The 20,174-nt window shown below is 74.7% G+C and carries 20 protein-coding genes; 19 read left to right on the top strand and 1 reads right to left on the bottom strand.

Going from position 1 to position 20,174, the window contains the following annotated elements; translation table 11 throughout:
- Together ABZ809_RS30535 and ABZ809_RS30540 are read left to right on the top strand one after the other, a co-directional pair.
- The coding region (locus tag ABZ809_RS30535; protein ID WP_357566094.1) for a transcription antitermination factor NusB at positions 1–1,398 on the top strand (1,398 nt) is incomplete at its 5' end.
- A gap of 124 nt (positions 1,399–1,522) precedes the next feature.
- Positions 1,523–3,280 carry a M28 family peptidase gene (locus ABZ809_RS30540; protein ID WP_357566095.1) on the top strand — a complete coding sequence of 586 codons (1,758 nt, stop codon included), beginning with the start codon at positions 1,523–1,525 and terminating at the stop codon, positions 3,278–3,280.
- An 81-nt stretch (positions 3,281–3,361) separates the two neighbouring features.
- On the opposite strand, the gene ABZ809_RS30545 is transcribed toward ABZ809_RS30540, so the two are convergent.
- Positions 3,362–4,249 carry a septum formation family protein gene (locus ABZ809_RS30545; protein WP_357566096.1) on the bottom strand — a complete coding sequence of 296 codons (888 nt, stop codon included), beginning with the start codon at positions 4,247–4,249 and terminating at the stop codon, positions 3,362–3,364.
- 243 nt (positions 4,250–4,492) lie between these two features.
- Here ABZ809_RS30545 and rpe point away from each other — a divergent pair, with 243 nt between their 5' ends.
- From rpe to pheT, 17 genes are all read left to right on the top strand, one after another.
- Positions 4,493–5,173, top strand: a complete 681-nt coding sequence (gene rpe, locus ABZ809_RS30550; protein ID WP_357566097.1) for a ribulose-phosphate 3-epimerase — start codon at positions 4,493–4,495, stop codon at positions 5,171–5,173.
- 1 nt (position 5,174) lies between these two features.
- Positions 5,175–6,131 (top strand): response regulator, encoded by a 957-nt coding sequence (locus ABZ809_RS30555; RefSeq protein WP_357566098.1) that lies wholly within the window; start codon positions 5,175–5,177, stop codon positions 6,129–6,131.
- Positions 6,132–6,546: 415 nt separating this feature from the next.
- Positions 6,547–7,608, top strand: a complete 1,062-nt coding sequence (gene ribD / locus ABZ809_RS30560; protein WP_357566099.1) for a bifunctional diaminohydroxyphosphoribosylaminopyrimidine deaminase/5-amino-6-(5-phosphoribosylamino)uracil reductase RibD — start codon at positions 6,547–6,549, stop codon at positions 7,606–7,608.
- Position 7,609: 1 nt separating this feature from the next.
- Positions 7,610–8,296, top strand: a complete 687-nt coding sequence (locus ABZ809_RS30565) for a riboflavin synthase (protein ID WP_357566100.1) — start codon at positions 7,610–7,612, stop codon at positions 8,294–8,296.
- Positions 8,296–8,994 carry a nicotinamide riboside transporter PnuC gene (pnuC, locus tag ABZ809_RS30570; protein ID WP_357566101.1) on the top strand — a complete coding sequence of 233 codons (699 nt, stop codon included), beginning with the start codon at positions 8,296–8,298 and terminating at the stop codon, positions 8,992–8,994. The genes ABZ809_RS30565 and pnuC overlap by 1 nt, the downstream gene beginning before the upstream one ends.
- A gap of 31 nt (positions 8,995–9,025) precedes the next feature.
- A complete protein-coding gene (locus tag ABZ809_RS30575) occupies positions 9,026–10,291 on the top strand; it encodes a bifunctional 3,4-dihydroxy-2-butanone-4-phosphate synthase/GTP cyclohydrolase II (RefSeq protein WP_357566102.1) in 1,266 nt (421 codons plus the stop codon).
- A gap of 2 nt (positions 10,292–10,293) precedes the next feature.
- A complete protein-coding gene (ribH, locus tag ABZ809_RS30580; RefSeq protein WP_357566103.1) occupies positions 10,294–10,791 on the top strand; it encodes a 6,7-dimethyl-8-ribityllumazine synthase in 498 nt (165 codons plus the stop codon).
- A gap of 116 nt (positions 10,792–10,907) precedes the next feature.
- The gene (locus tag ABZ809_RS30585; protein WP_088947482.1) at positions 10,908–11,171 is read left to right on the top strand and encodes a phosphoribosyl-ATP diphosphatase; all 264 of its coding nucleotides are present in this window, start codon (positions 10,908–10,910) and stop codon (positions 11,169–11,171) included.
- A gap of 45 nt (positions 11,172–11,216) precedes the next feature.
- Positions 11,217–12,062, top strand: a complete 846-nt coding sequence (gene hisG / locus ABZ809_RS30590; RefSeq protein ID WP_357566104.1) for an ATP phosphoribosyltransferase — start codon at positions 11,217–11,219, stop codon at positions 12,060–12,062.
- On the top strand, positions 12,059–13,159 hold the full coding sequence (locus ABZ809_RS30595; RefSeq protein ID WP_357566105.1) for a DMT family transporter: 1,101 nt from the start codon (positions 12,059–12,061) through the stop codon (positions 13,157–13,159). The genes hisG and ABZ809_RS30595 overlap by 4 nt, the downstream gene beginning before the upstream one ends.
- Positions 13,156–13,629 (top strand): PH domain-containing protein, encoded by a 474-nt coding sequence (locus tag ABZ809_RS30600; protein WP_357566106.1) that lies wholly within the window; start codon positions 13,156–13,158, stop codon positions 13,627–13,629. The genes ABZ809_RS30595 and ABZ809_RS30600 overlap by 4 nt, the downstream gene beginning before the upstream one ends.
- A 333-nt stretch (positions 13,630–13,962) precedes the next feature.
- Positions 13,963–14,589 carry a translation initiation factor IF-3 gene (gene infC, locus ABZ809_RS30605; protein ID WP_357566107.1) on the top strand — a complete coding sequence of 209 codons (627 nt, stop codon included), beginning with the start codon at positions 13,963–13,965 and terminating at the stop codon, positions 14,587–14,589.
- 20 nt (positions 14,590–14,609) lie between these two features.
- Complete coding sequence (gene rpmI, locus ABZ809_RS30610) at positions 14,610–14,804, top strand: 50S ribosomal protein L35 (protein WP_007458415.1); 195 nt, start codon at positions 14,610–14,612, stop codon at positions 14,802–14,804.
- Positions 14,805–14,835: 31 nt separating this feature from the next.
- Positions 14,836–15,228: a 50S ribosomal protein L20 gene (rplT, locus tag ABZ809_RS30615; protein ID WP_130400362.1), complete on the top strand. Its 393-nt coding sequence runs from the start codon at positions 14,836–14,838 to the stop codon at positions 15,226–15,228.
- A 32-nt stretch (positions 15,229–15,260) separates the two neighbouring features.
- A complete protein-coding gene (locus tag ABZ809_RS30620; protein WP_357566108.1) occupies positions 15,261–16,106 on the top strand; it encodes an RNA methyltransferase in 846 nt (281 codons plus the stop codon).
- Positions 16,107–16,318: 212 nt separating this feature from the next.
- Positions 16,319–17,395, top strand: a complete 1,077-nt coding sequence (gene pheS, locus ABZ809_RS30625) for a phenylalanine--tRNA ligase subunit alpha (protein ID WP_357566109.1) — start codon at positions 16,319–16,321, stop codon at positions 17,393–17,395.
- A gap of 39 nt (positions 17,396–17,434) precedes the next feature.
- Positions 17,435–20,014, top strand: a complete 2,580-nt coding sequence (gene pheT, locus ABZ809_RS30630; protein WP_357566110.1) for a phenylalanine--tRNA ligase subunit beta — start codon at positions 17,435–17,437, stop codon at positions 20,012–20,014.
- Positions 20,015–20,174 lie beyond the last annotated feature (160 nt).

Genomic DNA, 20,174 nt, shown 5'->3' on the forward strand with positions numbered 1-20,174 from the left:
GGCGGCGATCGCCGCGACGGCGGCCGGCGGCCGGCCCGGCCCGCGGTCGACCTGCCCCGCCAGGCGGCGTACGAGGCGGTCGCGGCGGTGCACCGGGACGACGCGTACGCCAACCTGGTGCTCCCGTCGATCCTGCGCGACACCGGGCTGACCGGCCGGGACGCCGCCTTCGCCACCGAGCTGACCTACGGCACGCTGCGCCACCTCGGCACCCTCGACGCGATCCTCACCGACGCCGCCGGGCGGGACGTGCAGCGCATCGACCCGCCGGTGCGCGACGCGCTGCGGCTCGGGGCGTACCAGATCCTGCACACCCGGGTGCCGGCGCACGCCGCGGTCTCCTCGACCGTCGACCTGGTCCGCGCGGTCGGTCCCGGTGCCACGGGCTTCGCCAACGCGGTGCTGCGGGAGGTCGCCGGTCGGGACTCCGACGCCTGGGTGACCAAGCTCGCCCCGTCGATGGAGAGCGACCCGATCGGGCACCTCGCCCTGGCGTACAGCCACCCGCAGTGGATCGTGCGGGCCTTCGCCGAGGCGCTCGGCGGCGACCTCGGCGAGACCACCCGGCTGCTCATCGAGGACAACGAGCGTCCGCCGGTGCACCTGTGCGCCCGGCCGGGGCTGGCCGACCCGGGGGAGCTGGCCGACGAGGTCGGCGGCGCGCCGGGGGCCTTCTCCCCGTACGCCGTCTATCTCCCCGGCGGGGCGCCCGGCGACCTGCCGGCCCTCGCGCAGGGGCGCGCCCACGTGCAGGACGAGGGCTCCCAGCTGGTGGCCGACGCCCTGGCGGCGGCCCCGCTCGACGGCCCGGACGGGCGCTGGCTGGACCTGTGCGCCGGGCCGGGCGGCAAGTCCGGCCTGCTCGGCGCCCTCGCCGCCCAGCGCGGCGCGCGGCTGACCGCCGTCGAGGTCGCCGAGCACCGGGCCCGGCTGGTCGAGCAGGCCACCCGGGGCCTGCCGGTGAACGTGCTGAACATTGACGGCCGGACCGTCGGCGCGGACCCGAAGCTGCCGGAGGCGCACTTCGACCGGGTGCTGGTCGACGCGCCCTGCACCGGGCTGGGCTCGCTGCGCCGCCGGCCGGAGTCCCGCTGGCGGCGGCAGCCCTCGGACCTGCCGCCGCTGACCCGGCTCCAGCGCGAACTGCTCGCCGCGGCGCTGCGCGCGGCCCGCCCGGGCGGCCTGGTCGCCTACGTGACGTGCTCGCCGCACACCGTGGAGACGCACGTGACGGTGACCGAGGCGGCCCGCCGCTCCGGCGTGCCTGTCGACTTCGTCGACGCCCGGCCGCTGCTGCCGGCGGGGATGCCCGGCCTCGGCGACGGGCCGACGGTGCAGCTCTGGCCGCACCGGCACGGCACGGACGCGATGTTCCTCGCGGTGCTCCGCCGGACCTGACCGGCGCCACGCCCGCCGCGCCCGGCTGACCAGGGGCGCGGTGGGCGTGCCACTGCCCGAAAGTGCCTCACCATTTTGCGCTCCACAGTGGGATCATCAGGCGTCCCACTATCGAGGAGTGTCCATGTATCGAAGAGTCCTGACCGCTGGTGTCGCGCTCGCCGCCGTCGTCGGCGCGGCGGTGGCGTCGACCGTCGCACCGGCGTCGGCGGCCCCGGCGCCGCCCACGGCCGCACGGGTCTCGGCCGCGCCAGCGGCCCAGGCCCTGGCCGCGCCGAACGTCCCGGTGGCCGACGTGCAGGCCCACCTCACCCAGTTCCAGACCATCGCCACCCAGAACGGCGGCAACCGGCGGGCCGGCAGCGCCGGCTACACCGCCTCGGTGGCCTACGTGAAGGCGAAGCTCCAGGCCGTCGGTTACACGGTGACCGAGCAGGTCTGCACCGACTGCACGTACCGGTCGAACAACCTGATCGCCGAGTGGCCCGGCGGCCCCGCCGACCAGGTCGTCATGTTCGGCGCGCACCTCGACGGCGTCTCGGCCGGCCCCGGCATCAACGACAACGCCTCCGGCTCGTCGGCCCTGCTGGAGAACGCGCTGATCCTGGCCCGGCAGAACCCGACGATGACCAAGCGGGTCCGGTTCGGCTGGTGGACCGACGAGGAGCAGGGCCTCAACGGCTCGGACTTCTACGTCCGCTCGCTGACCGCCGCCCAGCGGGGCTACATCAAGGGCTACTACAACTTCGACATGGTGGGGTCGGTCAACGGCGGCTACTTCATCAACCGGATCACCTCCACGACCGCCGCGCCGCTCAAGGCGTACTGGGACTCGCTGAACATCCAGCCGGAGGAGAACGTCGAGGGCCAGGGCCGCTCCGACGACTACTCGTTCCAGCAGGCCGGCATCCCGACCTCCGGCTACGCGGCGGGCGCCAGCGCCCGCAAGACCTCGGCGCAGGCCACCAAGTGGGGCGGCACGTCCGGCTCGGCGTACGACCCGTGCTACCACCGGTCCTGCGACACCACCGCGAACGTCAGCGCCACGGTGCTCGACCGCAGCGCCGACGGGATCGCGTACGCCATCTGGCAGCTCGCCACGGGCTCGGCGACCAACGACTTCTCGGTCGCGGTCAGCCCGGCGTCGGGCACGGTGCAGCGGGGTGCGTCGACCACCGCCACGGTGTCGACGGCCACCACCAGCGGCGCCGCCCAGACGGTCGGCCTGACGGCGGCCGGCGCCCCGGCCGGCGTCACCGTGTCGTTCAGCCCGTCGTCGGTCACCTCCGGCGGCTCGGCCACCATGACGGTCAGCGCGTCGGCGTCGGCCGCGCCGGGCACCTACACCGTCACCGTCACCGGCGCGGGCTCCGGCGGGATCTCGCGCTCCGCCAGCTACGCCCTGACCATCCCCGGCAGCGGTGGTTGCACCGGCGGCCAGGTGATCGGCAACGGCGGCTTCGAGAGCGGGTCGGCGCCGTGGACGGCGACCTCGGGTGTGATCACCAACGACGCCGACCAGCCGGCCCGGACGGGCTCGTACAAGGCGTGGCTGGCCGGGTACGGCTCGACGCGTACGGACACGCTGTCGCAGTCGGTGTCGATCCCGGCCGGGTGCACCAGCTACACGCTGTCGTTCTGGCTGCACATCGACACGGCGGAGACGACGACCAGCACCGCGTACGACCGGCTGGTGGTGCAGGTCGGTTCGACGACGCTGGCGACGTACTCGAACCTGAACGCGGCGGCGGGCTACACGCAGCGCTCGTTCAACGTGGCGGCGTACGCGGGGCAGACGGTGACGATCAAGTTCACCGGCACCGAGGACGCCTCCCTGCAGACCAGCTTCGTCCTCGACGACGTGGCGTTGCAGGCCAGCTAGGCGCGACGGGCGGGGCGGCCGTCGCCGGTGGCCGCCCCGGCCCACGTCCACAGCGGGTCCGTCCGTCGGGCCAGGCGGTGCTCAGGTGACCGGCAGACCCTTCGTGCCAGCGCCCTTCATCGACCGGGTGAGGTTGCGGTCGACCCACAGGAAGCACTGCACGCCCCGGTTGCCGTTGCGCCACTCCCGCTCCTGGGGGTGGTAGTAGATCGAGCCGGCGCGGTACCTGAGGTCACCGTTGTCCGGCACCCTGACGTACTTCGCGATCAACGTCCGGCACGCCCGGTGCACCTTGTCGGTGTCCCGCATGAAGGCGTCGTAGCTGGTGTCCGGGGCGGGCCAGACGCCGACGAACTCGGCGCGGTGCTTGCGGGTACAGGCCACCGGCGTCATCTCGCGGACGTCGTCGGCCCGCACCTTCGGGCTGAAGCACCGGTGGGCGAGCGGAGCGGCGCCGGTCAACGCGCCCTTCAGGCTCCCCGTGCGGGACGTCGGGCTGGCCTCGTCGAGGCTGGCCTGTTCGCTCAGGTCGCAGCGGAACCAGCGGGCCCCGCCGCCCCACGCCTGCGGCGACGGCAGCACCACGCTCAGCCAGAGCCGGCCGGAACGCCAGTCCGCGCCGACCGCCTCGTTGACCTTCCGGTCGCACTCGGTCCGGGCGGCGCGCATGCCGACGGAGCCGGCCGGCGGGGGCGTGGCGCGGTCGGCGCCCGCCCCGGTGAGCGTGCCGACGTGCAGGGTCTCGGTGCGGTGGGACTGGGCGCAGTCGACGGGGTGATAGGCGGTGAGGTAGCCGACGTCCTGCGCGGCGACGTGGCAGACGCCGGCGGCGGGGACGAACGCCTGCGGCGCGGCGGGGGCCGGCCAGTCGTCGGTCAGGTCGCGGTCGGTGCCGGCCGGGGTGCCGCAGCCGGCGAGCGCCAGGGCCGCCACCGCGCTCGCCGCGGTCGCCGTCCACCACCGTCGCATCCCGACCTCCCGCCGTCCGTGGTCCACCGGGCGCGGGCGCGGCCGGCACGCCACGGTGCGGCAGCATACGGCACCACGGCCCGGATCGCGGGACCCCGGCGGGCCGGCGTCCGGGCCAGCGGCGGGACGGCGTCCGGCCGGCACGCACCGGCGTGTCGCACCATCGGTGACCGCCGGGTCGCCGGGTGTGCCGGTGGGTGGCGTGCCTCGGATGGTGGCGGGCCGCGTTCGTACACTGGCCCGGTGACTGTACCGCCGCCGATCATCGCGCCCAGCATCCTCGCCGCCGACTTCGCCCGCCTCGCCGAAGAGGTCCGCGCCGTCGAGAACGCCGCGGACTGGCTGCACGTGGACGTCATGGACAACCACTTCGTGCCCAACCTGACCATCGGGCTGCCCGTGGTGCAGAGCCTGCGGGCCGCCACCCGGCTGCCCTTCGACGTGCACCTGATGATCGAGGACCCGCGCCGGTGGGCCCCCGGGTACGCCGACGCCGGGGCGTACAACGTCACCTTCCACGCCGAGGCCTGCGACGACCCGGTGGCGTTGGCCAAGGACCTGCGTTCCGCGGGGGCGAAGGCCGGGCTGGCGATCGACCGGGACACCCCGATCGAGCCCTACCTGGAGCTGCTGCCGAGCTTCGACACCCTGCTGATCATGACGATCAAGGCCGGCTTCGGCGGGCAGCGCTTCATCCCGCAACTGCTGGACAAGGTGCGCGCGGCCCGCCGGCACGTCGACGCCGGCCACCTCGAACTGCGCATCGAGGTCGACGGCGGCATCGCCGCCGACACCATCGCCCAGGCGGCCGAGGCGGGGGCCGACGCGTTCGTCGCCGGCACCGCCGTCTACGGCGCCGACGATCCGGCCGAGGCCGTCCGCAAGCTGCGGGCGCTCGCGGAGCGCGCCGCCCCCGGGGCCTGACGTGGAGCCGGCCGGTGACCGCCCGGACGTCATCCTCGTCGTCGACGACGACGAGGACATCGCCCGGTTCGTCGAGTTCAACCTCCGGCTGCACGGCTTCGAGGTGATCCACGCCAGCGACGGGCAGGAGGCGCTCGAGGTGATCGAGCGTCAGCGTCCCGACCTGGCGGTGGTCGACCTGATGATGCCGCGCATCGACGGGCTGGAGCTGACCCGGCGGCTGCGCGCCGACCCGATGACCTCGGCCCTGCCGGTGATCATGCTGACCGCCAAGGGCATGACGGTGGACAAGGTGCACGGGCTCAGCGCCGGGGCCGACGACTACCTGGTCAAGCCCTTCGACACCGCGGAGCTGGTCGCCCGGGTCAGCTCGACGCTGCGGCGCAACAAGGAGTTCCGCGAGGTCTCCCCGCTGACCGGGCTGCCCGGCAACAGCCGGATCCGCCGCGAGATCTCCGACCGGGTCCGCAGCGGGTTCGACTACGCCGTCGGCTACATCGACATCGACCGGTTCAAGAGCGTCAACGACCGGTACGGCTTCGTCCGCGGCGACGACTTCATCTCGGCCCTGGCCCGCAGCCTGCACCGGGCGGTGGTCTCGGTGGGGCTGCCGCCGGCCTTCCTCGGTCACGTCGGCGGGGACGACTTCGTCATCGTCTGCGCTCCGGAGCAGGTCCGGCCGCTCACCTCCCGGGTCTCCGCCGACTTCGAGAAGGCCGCCGACTCGCTCTACGACCCGGTCGACGCCGCACGCGGCTACGTGGAGCTGAAGGACCGCCGGGGCAACATCCGGCGGGCCGCCCTGGTCACCCTCTCGATCGGCGTCTCCCTCTCCGACGCCGACAAGCGGTTCACCGACCCGCTGGAGGCGATCGCCGTCGCCTCCGAGATGAAGACGGTGGCCAAGAGCCAGCCCGGCTCGTACGTGGCGGTGGACCGGCGGCGCGGAGTTTCCTGATTCGTGCGCTGTCGCTGTGAAGTAGCCCGCCCGGGTGGCGCCACCCCCCGTCCGGCGTGTAACACTTCCCGTGTACCCACCACGCGCTGGCGGGACTCGGTGTAATTCCGAACCGGCGGTGATCCACGGTGTGACCGTGGTAAGCCCGCGACCCGGTCGGCCTCGTGCCGCCCGGTGGACCTGGTGAGAATCCGGGGCCGACGGTTGGGAGCGGGAGATCCCGCCCCCAGACAGTCCGGATGGGAGACAGCGCGCGGGACGGACGGGCCCTGCCCGGCCGCTGGCCTCAGCGTGCCGTGCACGCCCTCCCGGGGCGGCTCCGCCGTACCCGGAACTCCGCCGCCGCACGCCCGCGGCCCCTCGCCGTTGCCTCCCGTGACCGCCCGCGCGCCGACGGCGAGTGAGAGGGCAAGGCATGGCCGGCGTCTCCGTTGATGAGGCGATGCGTCGCGCGGTGGAACTCGCCGCGCGTGGTCTCGGCACGACCAGCCCCAACCCGGTGGTCGGCTGCGTGCTGCTCGACGCCGGGGGGCAGGTGGTCGGCGAGGGGTTCCACGCCTATGCCGGCGGGCCGCATGCCGAGATCGTCGCGCTGGCCCAGGCGGGCGAGCGGGCCCGCGGCGGCACCGCCGTGGTCACCCTGGAGCCCTGCGACCACACCGGTCGCACCGGCCCCTGCAGCACCGCGCTGGTGCAGGCCGGCGTCGCCCGGGTGGTCATCGCCGTGCCCGACCCCAACCCGGTCGCCAGCGGCGGCGCCGCCACGCTGCGCGCCGCCGGGGTCCAGGTGGACACGGGGATCCGCGCGTACGAGGCGGAGGCCGGCAACATCGCCTGGCTCACCTCGATGCGCCGGGGCTGGCCGTACGTGATCTGGAAGTTCGCCGCGACGCTGGACGGCCGGTCGGCGGCGGCCGACGGCACCAGCATGTGGATCACCTCCGAGGCCGCCCGGATGGACGTGCACGCGCTGCGCGGCACCGTCGACGCGGTGGTCGCCGGGGTCGGCACGGTGCTCGCCGACGATCCCCGGCTCACCGCCCGCAACCTGCGCGACGGCACGCTCGCCATCCGGCAGCCGCTGCGGGTGGTGGTGGACTCCGAGGGGCGTACGCCGGCAGACGCCCGGGTCCGCGACGGCGCGGCCCGCACGTGGATCGCCACCGTGGCGGAGGTCGGCGCCGGGCCCGACGGCCGGGTCGACCTGCACGCGCTGCTCGCCGCGCTGCACCGGCGGGGAATCCGCGCCGTGCTGCTGGAGGGCGGCCCGAAGCTGGCCGGCGCGTTCCTGGCCGCCGGCCTGGTCGACAAGATCGTCGGTTACGTCGCGCCCCGGCTGCTCGGCGCCGGCCCGACCGCCCTGGTCGACGCCGGTGTGACGACCATCGCCGAGGCCATCGACCTGGAGTTCGTGGACGTTACGCAGCTCGGACCGGACCTGCGGATCACCGCGCTGCCCCGGAAGAGGGAGGGCTGACATGTTCACCGGCATCGTCGAGGAGTTGGGTGAGGTCGTCCGGATCACCGAGACGGCGGGTGACTCCGCGCTGGTCGCGGTCCGTGGCCCGGTGGTCACCTCCGACGCCCGGCACGGCGACTCGATCGCGGTCAACGGCGTCTGCCTGACCGTGGTCGACGTCTCCGACGGGATCTTCACCGCCGACGTGATGGGCGAGACGCTGCGCCGCTCGGCCCTGGGCGGGCTGCGGGCCGGCGACCCGGTCAACCTGGAGCGGGCCGCCGCGCTGAACAGCCGCCTCGGCGGGCACCTGGTGCAGGGGCACGTCGACGGGGTCGGCGAGGTGGTGGCACGCGAGCCCGCCGCGCAGTGGGAGACCGTCCGGTTCCGGCTGCCCGCCGACCTGGCCCGGTACGTGGTGGAGAAGGGCTCGATCACCGTCGACGGCGTCTCGCTGACCGTCGCCGGGGTCGGCCCGGACTGGTTCTCCGTCGGGCTGATCCCGACCACCCTGAAGCTGACCACCCTCGGCGCCCGCCGGGTCGGCGACCCGGTCAACCTCGAGGTGGACGTGCTCGCCAAGTACGTCGAGCGGCTGCTCGGCGCCCGGCTGGCCGATTCCGCCCTCCCCGACGCCGGCCCGCCCGGCGGCGGGCTGCCGGTCGCGGGCCTGCCGGGCGCCGCCGCGACGGGTGGGCCGGCCTGATGGGCCCGCTCGGCTGGCTGCTCGACGCGCAGGTGAGCGTCGCCGGCTCGCCGGTGCTGGTCCGGGAGATCGTCGGCAACGGCTTCGGCCTGGCGTCGGCGGTGTTCGGGCTGCGCCGGCTGGTCTGGGCCTGGCCCGTCGGCATGATCGGCAACGCGTTGCTGTTCACCGTCTTCCTGGGCGGGGTCTTCGCCACCCCGCAGGCGCACGACCTCTACGGCCAGGCCGGCCGGCAGGTGTTCTTCTTCTCGGTCAGCGTCTACGGCTGGTGGCGCTGGTCGCGCAACCGCCGCCACGGCGGGGCCGGCGACGGGGCCGCGGTGGCGCCCCGCTGGGCCACCGGCCGCGAGCGGCTCGGCCTGCTGGCCGCGGCCGCGATCGGCACCGCCGCGGCGTACCCGGTGCTCGCCGCGCTCGGCTCGTGGGGGCCGCTGCCGGACGCCTGGATCCTCACCGGCAGCCTGCTCGCCACCTACGGCATGGCCCGGGGCTGGGTGGACTTCTGGCTGATCTGGATCGCCGTCGACGCCGTCGGCGTACCGCTGCTGCTGCGCGGCGGCTTCTACCCCTCGGCCGCCATGTACCTCGTCTACGGCGGCTTCTGCGCCTGGGGCCTCGTCGCCTGGTGGCGCACCTCGCGGGCCGCCCGGCCGGCGAACGCCCCGATCCCGTCGACCTACTCGGAGGCCCTGGCATGAGCGAGCGTAGCGAGCGAAGCGGAGGGCTGTCGTGACCACCTTCGCCAGTGTCGAGCAGGCGGTGGCGGACATCGCCGCCGGCCGGCCGGTCGTCGTGGTCGACGACGCCGACCGGGAGAACGAGGGCGACCTGATCTTCGCGGCCGAACTGGCCACGCCGGAGCTGCTCGCGTTCATGGTGCGCCACACGTCCGGCTACATCTGTGCGCCGCTGACCGAGAGCGAGTGCGACCGGCTGGACCTGCCGCCGCAGCACCACACCAACCAGGACCGGCGCGGCACCGCCTACACGGTGACCGTCGATGCCCGGGAGGGCGTCGGCACCGGCATCTCCGCCGCCGACCGGGCACACACCATCCGGCTGCTCGCCGACCCCGGCACCGGCCCGGCCGACCTGGCCCGGCCCGGGCACGTGGTGCCGCTGCGGGCCCGCGAGGGCGGCGTGCTGCGCCGGCCGGGGCACACCGAGGCCGCGATCGACCTGACCCGGCTGGCCGGGCTGCGCCCCGCCGGCGTGCTCTGCGAACTGGTCAACGACGACGGCACCATGATGCGGGTGCCCGACCTGGAGAAGTTCTGCGCCGAGCACTCCCTGACCCTGGTCACCATCGCCGACCTGGTCGCGTACCGGCGGCGGACCGAGAAGCAGGTCGAGCGGGTCGCCGAGGCGCGGATGCCCACCCGGCACGGCGTGTTCCGGGCCCTGGGCTACCGCAGCGAGCACGACTCGGCCGAGCACGTCGCCCTGGTCGCGGGCGAGATCGGCGACGGGCGGGACGTGCTGGTGCGGGTGCACTCCGAGTGCCTGACCGGGGACGTGTTCGGCTCGGTGCGCTGCGACTGCGGCCCGCAGCTCGACGCCGCGCTGGAGCGGGTCGCCCGGGAGGGGCGCGGCGTGGTGCTCTACGTGCGCGGCCACGAGGGGCGCGGGATCGGGCTGCTGCACAAGCTCCAGGCGTACCAGCTCCAGGACCAGGGCCGCGACACGGTGGATGCCAACCTCGACCTGGGCCTGCCGGCCGACGCCCGGGACTACGGCACCGGCGCGCAGATCCTCTACGACATCGGGGTGCGTTCGATGCGGCTGCTCACCAACAACCCGGCCAAGCGCGCCGGGCTGGAGGGCTACGGCCTGACCGTCACCGGCCGCGAGGGGCTGCCGGTGCGCCCGCATCCGGAGAACGTCCGCTACCTGCGCACGAAGCGGGACCGGATGGGGCACCTGCTGGACGAGCTGGACGAGGTGACCGAGGCCCCGATGGGCCGCCCGGTCCACGGCGACGAGATCGGAGCGTAGGCATGGCGGGGTTCGGTGAACCGGGTGTCACGGCGGTGGACGCCGCCGGGCTGACCGTCGGCGTGGTCGCCGCCCGGTGGCACGGCGAGCTGACCGACCACATGCTCGACCGGGCGGTCGCCGCCGCCCGGGCGTGCGGGGCCGGGGCGGTCACCGCGCGGGTGGCCGGCTCGGTCGAGCTGCCCGTGGTGGCCCAGGCCCTCGCGCGGCGCTGCGACGTGGTGGTCGCCCTGGGCGTGGTGGTCCGGGGCGCCACCGCCCACTTCGACTACGTCTGCCGCTCCGTCACCGACGGGCTGACCCGGGTCGCCCTCGACGAGGGCAAGCCCGTCGCGCACGGCGTCCTCACCGTGGACACCATCGAACAGGCCCGGGACCGGGCCGGACTGCCCGGCTCGGCGGAGGACAAGGGCTGGTCGGCCACCGTCGCCGCGCTCGACGCCGCCCTGGCCATCCGCGGCCTCGCCGGCACCGGCCAGCGGGTCGGCTTCGGCGGCTGAACCGGGGCCGCCGACAGCTCCGCCGCGCCGTGCCGGCCTTCCCGCGCGATCCCGGTCGGTGAGCGGCGGCTGACCCGGCGCGTCCGGGCCGGGACGGCGGCTGGAAGAATCGCGGCGTGAAGACGTTCGAGGAGTTGTTCGCCGAGCTGCAGGCCAAGGCCGCCGCGGGCACCCCCGGCTCGGGCACGGTCGCCGCGCTCGAGAAGGGCGTGCACTTCATCGGCAAGAAGGTCGTCGAGGAGGCGGCCGAGTCGTGGATGGCCGCCGAGCACGAGGGGCCGGAACGCACCGCCGAGGAGATCTCCCAGCTGCTCTACCAGGTGCAGGTGCTGATGCTCGCCAGCGGCCTCGACCTGAAGGACGTCTACCGACATCTGTGAGTGCGCCCCGTCGTTGATCAGAATCGATCGAAGGAGCACTCCGCCATGCTGCGTGTCGCCGTACCCAACAAGGGCGCCCTGGCCGAGAAGGCCGCCCAGATGCTGCGCGAGGCGGGCTACCGCCAGCGCACCGACCCCAAGGACCTCGTCTGCCGGGACGAGCCCAACGACATCGAGTTCTTCTACCTGCGCCCCAAGGACATCGCCACCTACGTCGGCTCCGGCGACCTCGACGTCGGGATCACCGGCCGCGACCTGTTGATCGACTCCGGCGCGCCGGCCGAGGAGGTGGTGGACCTCGACTTCGGTCGGGCCACCTTCCGCTTCGCGGCCCGCCCCGAGGACGTCGACGACGTGCGGGAGCTGGGCGGGCACCGGATCGCCACCGCGTACCCGGGCCTGGTCGAACGGCACCTGGGCGAGCTGGGCGTCAAGGCCGACGTGATCCGGCTGGACGGGGCGGTGGAGAACGCCATCCGGCTCGGCGTCGCCGACGTGGTCGCCGACGTGGTCGAGACCGGCACCACGCTGCGCCAGGCCGGCCTGGTGGTCTTCGGCGAGCCGCTGCTGCGCTCCTCGGCGGTGCTGGTCCGCCGCGCCGAGGCCCCGGCCCACCCGCAGGCCGCGCAGTTGCTGCGCCGGCTGCACGGGGTGCTGGTGGCCCGCCGCTACGTGATGCTCGCCTACGACGTGCCGGCGGGCCTGCTCGACCGGGCCAGCTCGTTGACCCCGGGCATCGAGTCGCCGACCGTCTCCCCGCTGCACCGGGAGGGCTGGGTGGCGGTGCAGGCGATGGTGCTCAGCGACGACGTGCACCGGATCATGGACGAGCTGTACGACCTCGGCGCCCGCGCGATCCTGGTCACCAACATCCACGCCTGCCGGCTGTGAGCAGTCCGCCCGCGGCGGGCTCCCCGGTGCCGCCCGCGGCCGAGGGGCTTCCGGCGTTGCCCGCAGCCGAGGGCCTGCCGGCACCGCCTGCGGTGGCGGACCCGCCGGCACCGGTGTCGCGTGGATTGCCGCCGTGGGCGGCGCTGACCGTGGTCACCGTCGCCGGGGTCGCCTCGGCGGCGCAGGGCGCGGTCAACGCCGAGTTGGGCGAGCGGGCCGGCAACGCGACCCTGGGCGCGGTGGTCAACAACCTCGGCGGGGCACTGCTGGTCGGCGTCGGGGCGTTGGTGCTGCCGTCGGCGCGGTCCGGCCTGCGCGCGCTACGGCGGGCCCGGCTGCCCTGGTGGTCGTACCTGGGCGGGCTCGGCGGGGCGGCCATCGTGCTGCTCGCCGCCTACCTCGTCCCGCTGCTCGGGGTGGCGGTCTTCACCATCGCCCAGGTCGCCGGGGGCAGCCTGGGCGGGCTGGCCGTCGACCGGGCCGGGCTGGCCCCGGCGGGCCGGCTGCCGCTCACCCGGGCCCGGGTGGCCGGGGCGCTGCTCGGCGTGTCGGCCGTGGCGCTGGCCCAGCTCGGCCAGCCCGTCGGCGATCTCGCCCTCGGCCTGGTCCTGCTCGCGGTGGCGGGTGGGCTGAGCGTCGCGCTCCAGTCCGCGCTGAACGCGCGGGTCTCCGCAGCCGGGTCGGCCGCCGCCGGGATGGTGGTCAACTTCGCCACGGCCACGCCTGTCGTGCTGCTGGTAGCGGCGCTGGCCGGCGCTCTGCGCGGGCCGGGCCCGACGTGGCCGGCGCAGTGGTACCTCTACACCGGCGGCCTGCTCGGCGTCGGCATCGTGGCCGCGCTGCTGGTCGGGGTCCCGGCGGTCGGCGTCCTGCGGACCGGGCTCGCCCTGGTCGCCGGGCAACTGGGCGGCGCCCTGCTGCTCGACGCGCTGTTGCCGGGCGGCCCGGGCGTGCGGCTGCCGGTGCTCGCCGGGGCGCTGCTCACCCTGTTGGCCGCGCTGATCGCCGGCTGGCGGGGTCGCAAGCCGGCGGTCGCGTCCCCGACCCGGGTGGCGGCGCGGGAACGGCCCGGTACGGATGGCAGACTGGTGGGGTGAGCGATACCGGGACCGTCCACCTCCGCCCGCGCCGCATCCGGGTGGTCTGCTGGACCTCGGCGGCCGTGCTGTTCGTGGTGTTCAGCCTGGTGGCCACCTCGTTGAGCGGCGCGACCGGCAACGGCTACGGCAGCTTCCAGCGGGGCGACCAGATCGCGATGGTCGGTCTCGGCGTCCTCGGCGCGCTCGCCTTCCTGATCTTCACCCGTCCGCGCGTCGACGCGGACGCGCGCGGCGTGCGCGTGCGCAACATCGTCGGCTCGTACGAGCTGCCGTGGGAGGTCGTCCGGGGGGTCCGCTTCGACCGGGGCGCGCCCTGGGCCAGCCTGGAGCTGCACGACGACGACCTGCTGCCCATGGTCGCCCTCCAGGCCGCCGACAAGGAGCGGGCGGTCGAGGGGGTGCGCGCCCTGCGCCGGCTGCACCAGGCGCACCAGGCCCGGCTCGCCGAGAGCGCCACGGGCCGCTGACCGGGTGCCCGGTTCGGGGGCGCTCGGGGCGAGGGTGTAGTGTGGTCGAGTCGACCAGGCTGCCCCCGCGTGTGCGCAGCGCACGCACGCAGCCATGAAAGAGGAGCGCCTGCTCCCACCCGAGTCGCCGCCACGGTGGCCGGGTCCCGGTCACCGGTTCCGGGCATGTCCCGGCGCCGGATGCGCGATCATGTGATCGTGCCGACCGGTCGAGCGGGCCCTGGCATGCGCCGGGGCCTTCTGCTTTCCGGGTCGGCTCCCGCCCGGGAGCCGCAGGGGTCGGCCACGCAGAGACTTTTGACTCGAGGAGGCCCCATCAGCGTCGAACCACGCGTGAACGAGCAGATCCGGGCACGTGAGGTCCGACTGGTCGGCCCCGAGGGTGAGCAGGTGGGCATCGTCCCGCTGGAGCGCGCCCTTCAGCTGGCCGCGGACGTAGACCTGGACCTGGTCGAGGTTGCGCCGATGGCGCGCCCGCCGGTGTGCAAGCTCATGGACTTCGGCAAGTTCAAGTACGAGAGCGCACTGAAGGCGCGCGAAGCGCGGCGTAACCAGCAGCAGACCGTCATCAAGGAGATGAAGCTCCGGCCCAAGATCGACCCGCACGACTACGAGACCAAGAAGGGTCACGTCGTGCGGTTCCTGAAGGCCGGCGACAAGGTCAAGGTGACGATCATGTTCCGCGGTCGCGAGCAGAGCCGCCCGGAGCTGGGTTACCGGCTCCTGCGCCGGCTCGAGTCGGAGATCTCGGAGCTGGGGTACGTCGAGGCCGCGCCGAAGCAGGACGGCCGAAACATGATCATGGTGCTCGCACCGCACCGCGCCACGAAGGCCGCCGCGGTCGCCGCGACGGCCACCCGGGGCGGGCCGAGGGAGCGGGACGCCGAGGGCGCCGCCCCGGCCGCCGAGCCCGCAGCGGCCGGTGACACCGGCACCGTCGCCGACAACAGCGGCGAGTAACAGGGGAGAAGACGTTCCACATGCCGAAGATGAAGAGCCACACGGGGATGGGCAAGCGGGTCAAGGTGACCGGCAAGGGCAAGATCGTTGCCCAGCAGGCCGGCCTCCGGCACAACCTGGAGAAGAAGCCCTCCACCCAGACCCGTCGGCTGACCGGCACCGTCGTGCTGGCCAAGGCCGATGTCAAGCGCATCAAGAAGCTGCTCGGCCGCTGACGCGCGCCACCCGACGTAAGAAGGAGTTGAGATGGCACGCGTCAAGCGGGCTGTGAACGCCCAGAAGAAGCGCCGTACCCTGCTGGAGACCGCGAGCGGCTACCGCGGTCAGCGCTCCCGCCTCTACCGCAAGGCCAAGGAGCAGGTGCTGCACTCGATGCAGTACTCCTACCGGGACCGTCGCGACCGCAAGGGCGACTTCCGGCAGCTGTGGATCCAGCGGATCAACGCGGGCGCCCGCGCCAACGGGATGACCTACAACCGTCTGATCCAGGGCCTGCGCCTGGCCGGCATCGAGGTCGACCGCAAGATCCTGGCCGACCTGGCCGTCAACGACGCCGCCGCCTTCGCGGCGATCGTCGAGCTGGCCCGGGCCGCCGTCGCGGCCGAGGGCACCGGCGGTGCGGCGGCCCAGGCCGCCTGATCCCCGCGCACCAGCAGATCGAGGCGTCTCCCATGCAGTCACCACCGCGCGGGAGACGCCTCGACGCCGTCTCCGGCCCCTTCACCCCGCGTACCCCCAGGGTGGTCGCCGCCCGCCGGTTGCAGCGCCGCCGCGACCGCGAGGCCGCCGGCCGCTTCCTGGCCGAGGGGCCGCAGGCGGTCCGCGAGGCGCTGGCCCGCCCGGGGGTGGTCACCGAACTCTTCGGTACGCCCGCCGCCCTGGACCGGCACGCCGCCCTGGCCGCCGACGCCGCCCGCGCCGACGTGCCCGTCTCCGAGGTGACCGACGAGGCGCTCGCCGCGCTGGCGGAGACCGTCGCCCCGCAGGGCGTCGTCGCCGTCTGCCGGCACCTCGACGTGCCCCTGGAGCAGGCCCTGGCCGGCGGCCCGCGGCTGGTCACCGTGCTCGCCGAGATCCGCGACCCGGGCAACGCGGGCACCGTGCTGCGCACCGCCGACGCCGCCGGCGCCGGCGCGGTGGTCTTCGCCGGCGAGGCCGTCGACCCGTACAACGGCAAGTGCGTGCGGGCGTCGGCCGGCAGCCTCTTCCACGTCGACGTGGTCCGCGCGCCCGACCCGGCGGACGTGGTGGCGGCGCTGCGCGGCGCCGGGCTCACCGTGCTCGCCACCACCGGCTACGGCGACGTCGACCTCGACGACCTCGCCGACGCCGGCCGGCTCGCCGCGCCCACCGCCTGGCTCTTCGGCTCGGAGGCGCACGGCCTGTCCGAGGCGCTCACCGCCGCCGCCGACGCCCGGGTCCGGGTGCCGCTGCACGGGCGTGCCGAGAGCCTGAACCTGGCTGCGGCTGCCGCCGTCTGCCTGTACGCTTCGGCGAGAGCACAGCGGCGACCGTGACCCGGTCGCCGAGACGGAACGTAGGGGAGACCGTCCGCCCATGAACGCGCCACGGCGTTCGTTTAGCCAGCCCGCCGGTGTCGGCGGGCGGCGGGCCTGACCTGCTCTCCGCACAACTCCCACCGGCGGGCCGCGGCACAGCCGCACGTCCGTAGACTCGCTTCGCCGCCTGAGTGAGGGCTGGCGCCGCCGTGAGGGAGTGCCCGTACGTCATGAGCTACCGCAACGATCCGTACGATCCGAAGCAGGTCGCCCTGCTCGACCCGGCCGCCCTGGCCGAGGCCGTCGCCGCCGCCGAGAAGGCGTTCGCCGGGGCCGGTGACCCGGACGCGCTGACCGCGCTGCGCCCGGCGCACCTCGGCGACCGGGCCCCGGTCTCGCTGGCCCGCCGCGAGATCGGCGCGCTGCCGCCGGCCGCGAAGTCGGACGCCGGCAAGCGGGTCAACGAGGCCCGCCGCGCCATCGACGCCGCGTACGCCGCCCGACAGGAGATCCTGGACCGGGAGCAGGCGCAGCGGGTGCTGGTGGAGGAGCGCGTCGACGTGACGCTGCCCCACGACCGGCGGCCCCGGGGGGCCCGGCACCCGATCAGCACCCTGATGGAGCAGATCAGCGACCTGTTCGTCGGCATGGGTTACGAGGTGGCCGAGGGGCCCGAGGTCGAGCTGGAGTGGACCAACTTCGACGCCCTCAACATCCCCGCCGACCATCCCGCCCGCGGCCTGATGGACACCTTCCACGTGGCGTCCGGCGACCCGGCGGGGTCGGGCCTCGTGCTGCGCACCCACACCTCGCCGGTGCAGGCGCGCACCATGCTGACCCGCAAGCCGCCGATCTACGTGATCGTGCCCGGCCGGGTCTACCGCACCGACGAGTTGGACGCCACCCACGCGCCCGTCTTCCACCAGGTGGAAGGCCTCGTGGTGGACCGGGGCATCACCATGGCGCACCTGCGCGGCACCCTGGACCACTTCGCCCGGGCGATGTTCGGCGAGGGTGCGAAGACCCGCTTCCGGCCGCACTACTTCCCGTTCACCGAGCCGTCCGCCGAGTTCGACGTCTGGTTCCCCGAGCACCGCGACGGCCCGCGCTGGGTCGAGTGGGGCGGCTGCGGCATGGTCAACCCGCGGGTGCTGCGTGCCTGCGGCATCGACCCCGAGGTCTACTCCGGATTCGCGTTCGGCATGGGCATCGACCGGACGGTGATGTTCCGGCACGGGGTCAGCGACATGCGGGACATGGCCGAGGGCGACGTGCGGTTCACCCGCGCGTTCGGGGCCGGGGCGTAGGCGATGCGGGTACGAGTCACGGAGACGGTGGTCTGAGTCATGCGAGTTTCTGTCAGTTGGCTGCGGGAGTACGTCGACCTCCCCGCCGAGCTGTCCGCCGGCGACCTGGAGCAGGCCCTGGTCGACCTCGGCATCGAGGTCGAGTCCCTGGTGGACCTGCGGGAGACCGTCACCGGTCAGCTGGTGGTCGGTGAGGTCCGCGAGATCGAGGAGCTGACCGGCTTCAAGAAGCCCATCCGGTTCTGCCGGGTCGACGTCGGCGCCGCCAACGGCACCGGCGAGCCGCAGGAGATCGTCTGCGGGGCGCGCAACTTCGCCCCCGGCGACCGGGTCGTGGTGATCCTCCCCGGCGGCGTGCTGCCCGGCGGCTTCGCCATCGGCGCCCGGAAGACCTACGGGCGCAACTCCCACGGCATGATCTGCTCCGCGCGGGAGCTGGGCCTCGGCGACGACCACGACGGCATCATCGTGCTGCCCGAGGACACCCCGGCCAAGCCGGGTGACGACGCACGGCCCGTCGTCGGCCTCGACGACGTCGTGGTCGACGTGGAGATCACCCCCGACCGGGGGTACGCGATGAGCGTCCGCGGCCTCGCCCGGGAGCTGTCGCACGCCCTCGGCGTGCCGTTCCGCGACCCGGGCCTGGCGCCCGCGCCCGGCGGCACCGCCGAGCCGGCCTACCCGGTCGAGGTGCGCGACACCGTCGGCTGCGACCGGTTCGCCGCCCGCCTCGTGCGCGGCGTCGACCCGACGGCGGCCAGCCCCGGCTGGATGCAGCAGCGGCTCACCGTGGCCGGCATCCGCAGCATCTCGCTGCCCGTCGACATCACCAACTACGTGATGCTCGAACTGGGCCAGCCGATGCACGCCTTCGACGCCGACCGGATCGCCGGGCCGCTGGTGGTCCGCCGCGCCGAGGCGGGGGAGAAGCTCACCACCCTCGACGGGGTGACCCGCGTCCTCGCCCCGGAAGACATGGTCATCTGCGACGCCGGGCTCCCGAACCCCCTCGCGGGCGAGGGTGCCGGCGCCCCGATCTCGCTGGCCGCCGTGATGGGTGGGGAGACCAGCGAGGTCGTCGCCGGGACGACGAACGTGCTCTTCGAGGCCGCCCACTGGGACCCGGTGATGGTGGGGCGCACCGCCCGCCGGCACAAGCTCTTCAGCGAGGCGGCGAAGCGGTGGGAGCGGGGCGTCGACCCGGCCCTGCCGCTGGTCGCCATCGCGCGGGCGGTCCGGCTGCTCACCGAGCACGCGGGCGGCGCGGCCGGTGACGAGATCCTCGACATCGACCACGTCCGGCCGCGTACCCCGGTCGTCCTGCCGGCCGACCTGCCGACCAGTCGGGTCGGCGTGAGCTACCCGCCCGCGCGGGTGGCCGCACTGCTGGAGCAGGTGGGCTGCACCGTCACGCAGGGCACCGACCGGCTGGCCGAGGACGCGGGCGAGGTCGGCGTGGCCGCCGGTGGTGGCGGCGTGCTCAGCGTCGTCCCGCCGACCTGGCGACCCGACCTGACCGACCCGGCCGACCTGGTCGAGGAGGTGGTCCGCCTCGACGGGTACGACCGGGTGCCGTCGGTGCTGCCGACCGCGCCGCCCGGGCGCGGCCTGACCTGGCAGCAGCGGCGCCGCCGGGCCGTGGCCCGGTCGCTCGCCGAGCGGGGGTACGTGGAGGTGCTCGCGCACCCGTTCGTGGCCCCCGGGTTGGCCGACCAGCTCGGCCTGGCCGCCGACGACCCGCGCCGGCCGGCGGTGCGGCTGGCCAACCCGCTGTCGGAGGAGGAGCCGCTGCTGCGCACGACGCTGCTCGGCCCGCTGCTCGGCATCGTGAAGCGCAACCTCGGCCGGGGCCAGCGTGACCTCGCCCTCTACGAGATCGGTGCGGTGTTCCATCCGCGTCCCGGCGCCGGCCACCCGCCGGCCATGGGCGTGGACCGGCGACCCACCGACGAGGAGTTCGCCGCCGCCGACGCGGTGGTGCCCGACCAGCCCCGGCACGTCGCCGTCGTGCTGACCGGCGACGTCGAGCCGGCCGGCTGGTGGGGCGCGGGCCGCCCGGCCGGCTGGGCCGACGCCGTGGAGGCCGGCCGGGACGTGCTCGCCGCCGCCGACATCCCCGCGCACCGCATCGAGGTCCGGGCCGCCGAGTACGCGCCCTGGCACCCCGGCCGCTGCGCCGAGCTGCTGGTCGACGGCACGGTGGTCGGGCACGCCGGCGAGCTGCACCCGGCGGTCGTGGCGGCGCTGGAGCTGCCGCGGCGCACCAGCGCCATGGAACTGGACCTGGACGCCCTGCCGGCCGCCCCGGTGGCGTCCGGGCCGGTCGTCTCCGGCTTCCCGCCGGCGCTGATCGACGTGGCGCTGGTGGTGGACTCCTCGGTCCCGGCGGCACAGGTGCAGCAGGCGCTCGTCGAGGGCGCCGGCGGGCTGCTGGAGCAGGTACGCCTGTTCGACGTGTACGCCTCCGAGCAGCTCGGGGCGGGCCGCAGGTCCCTGGCGTACAAGCTCACCTTCCGGGCTCCGGACCGGACGCTGACCGTGGAGGAGGCGGTGGCCGCCCGGGACGCGGCGGTTGCCCGCGCCGCGGAACGCTTCGGCGCCACCCTGCGCGGCGCCTGAGGGGTGCCGGGGGCCGGTGGCGGCCGACGTTCCCGCGTCGGCCGCCACCGGCCCTTCCATTGGCGCACGGTGATGTCGCCGTCACTCCCGGTGGCGGATCGGCTGAATGGTCAGCGGCCTTCGCATCTTTGGCTACCCGTGAGTCACATCCGAGCGGTTA

Origin of the sequence: Micromonospora sp. NPDC047074, from assembly GCF_040643815.1 — a bacterium.
Taxonomy (GTDB): domain Bacteria; phylum Actinomycetota; class Actinomycetes; order Mycobacteriales; family Micromonosporaceae; genus Micromonospora.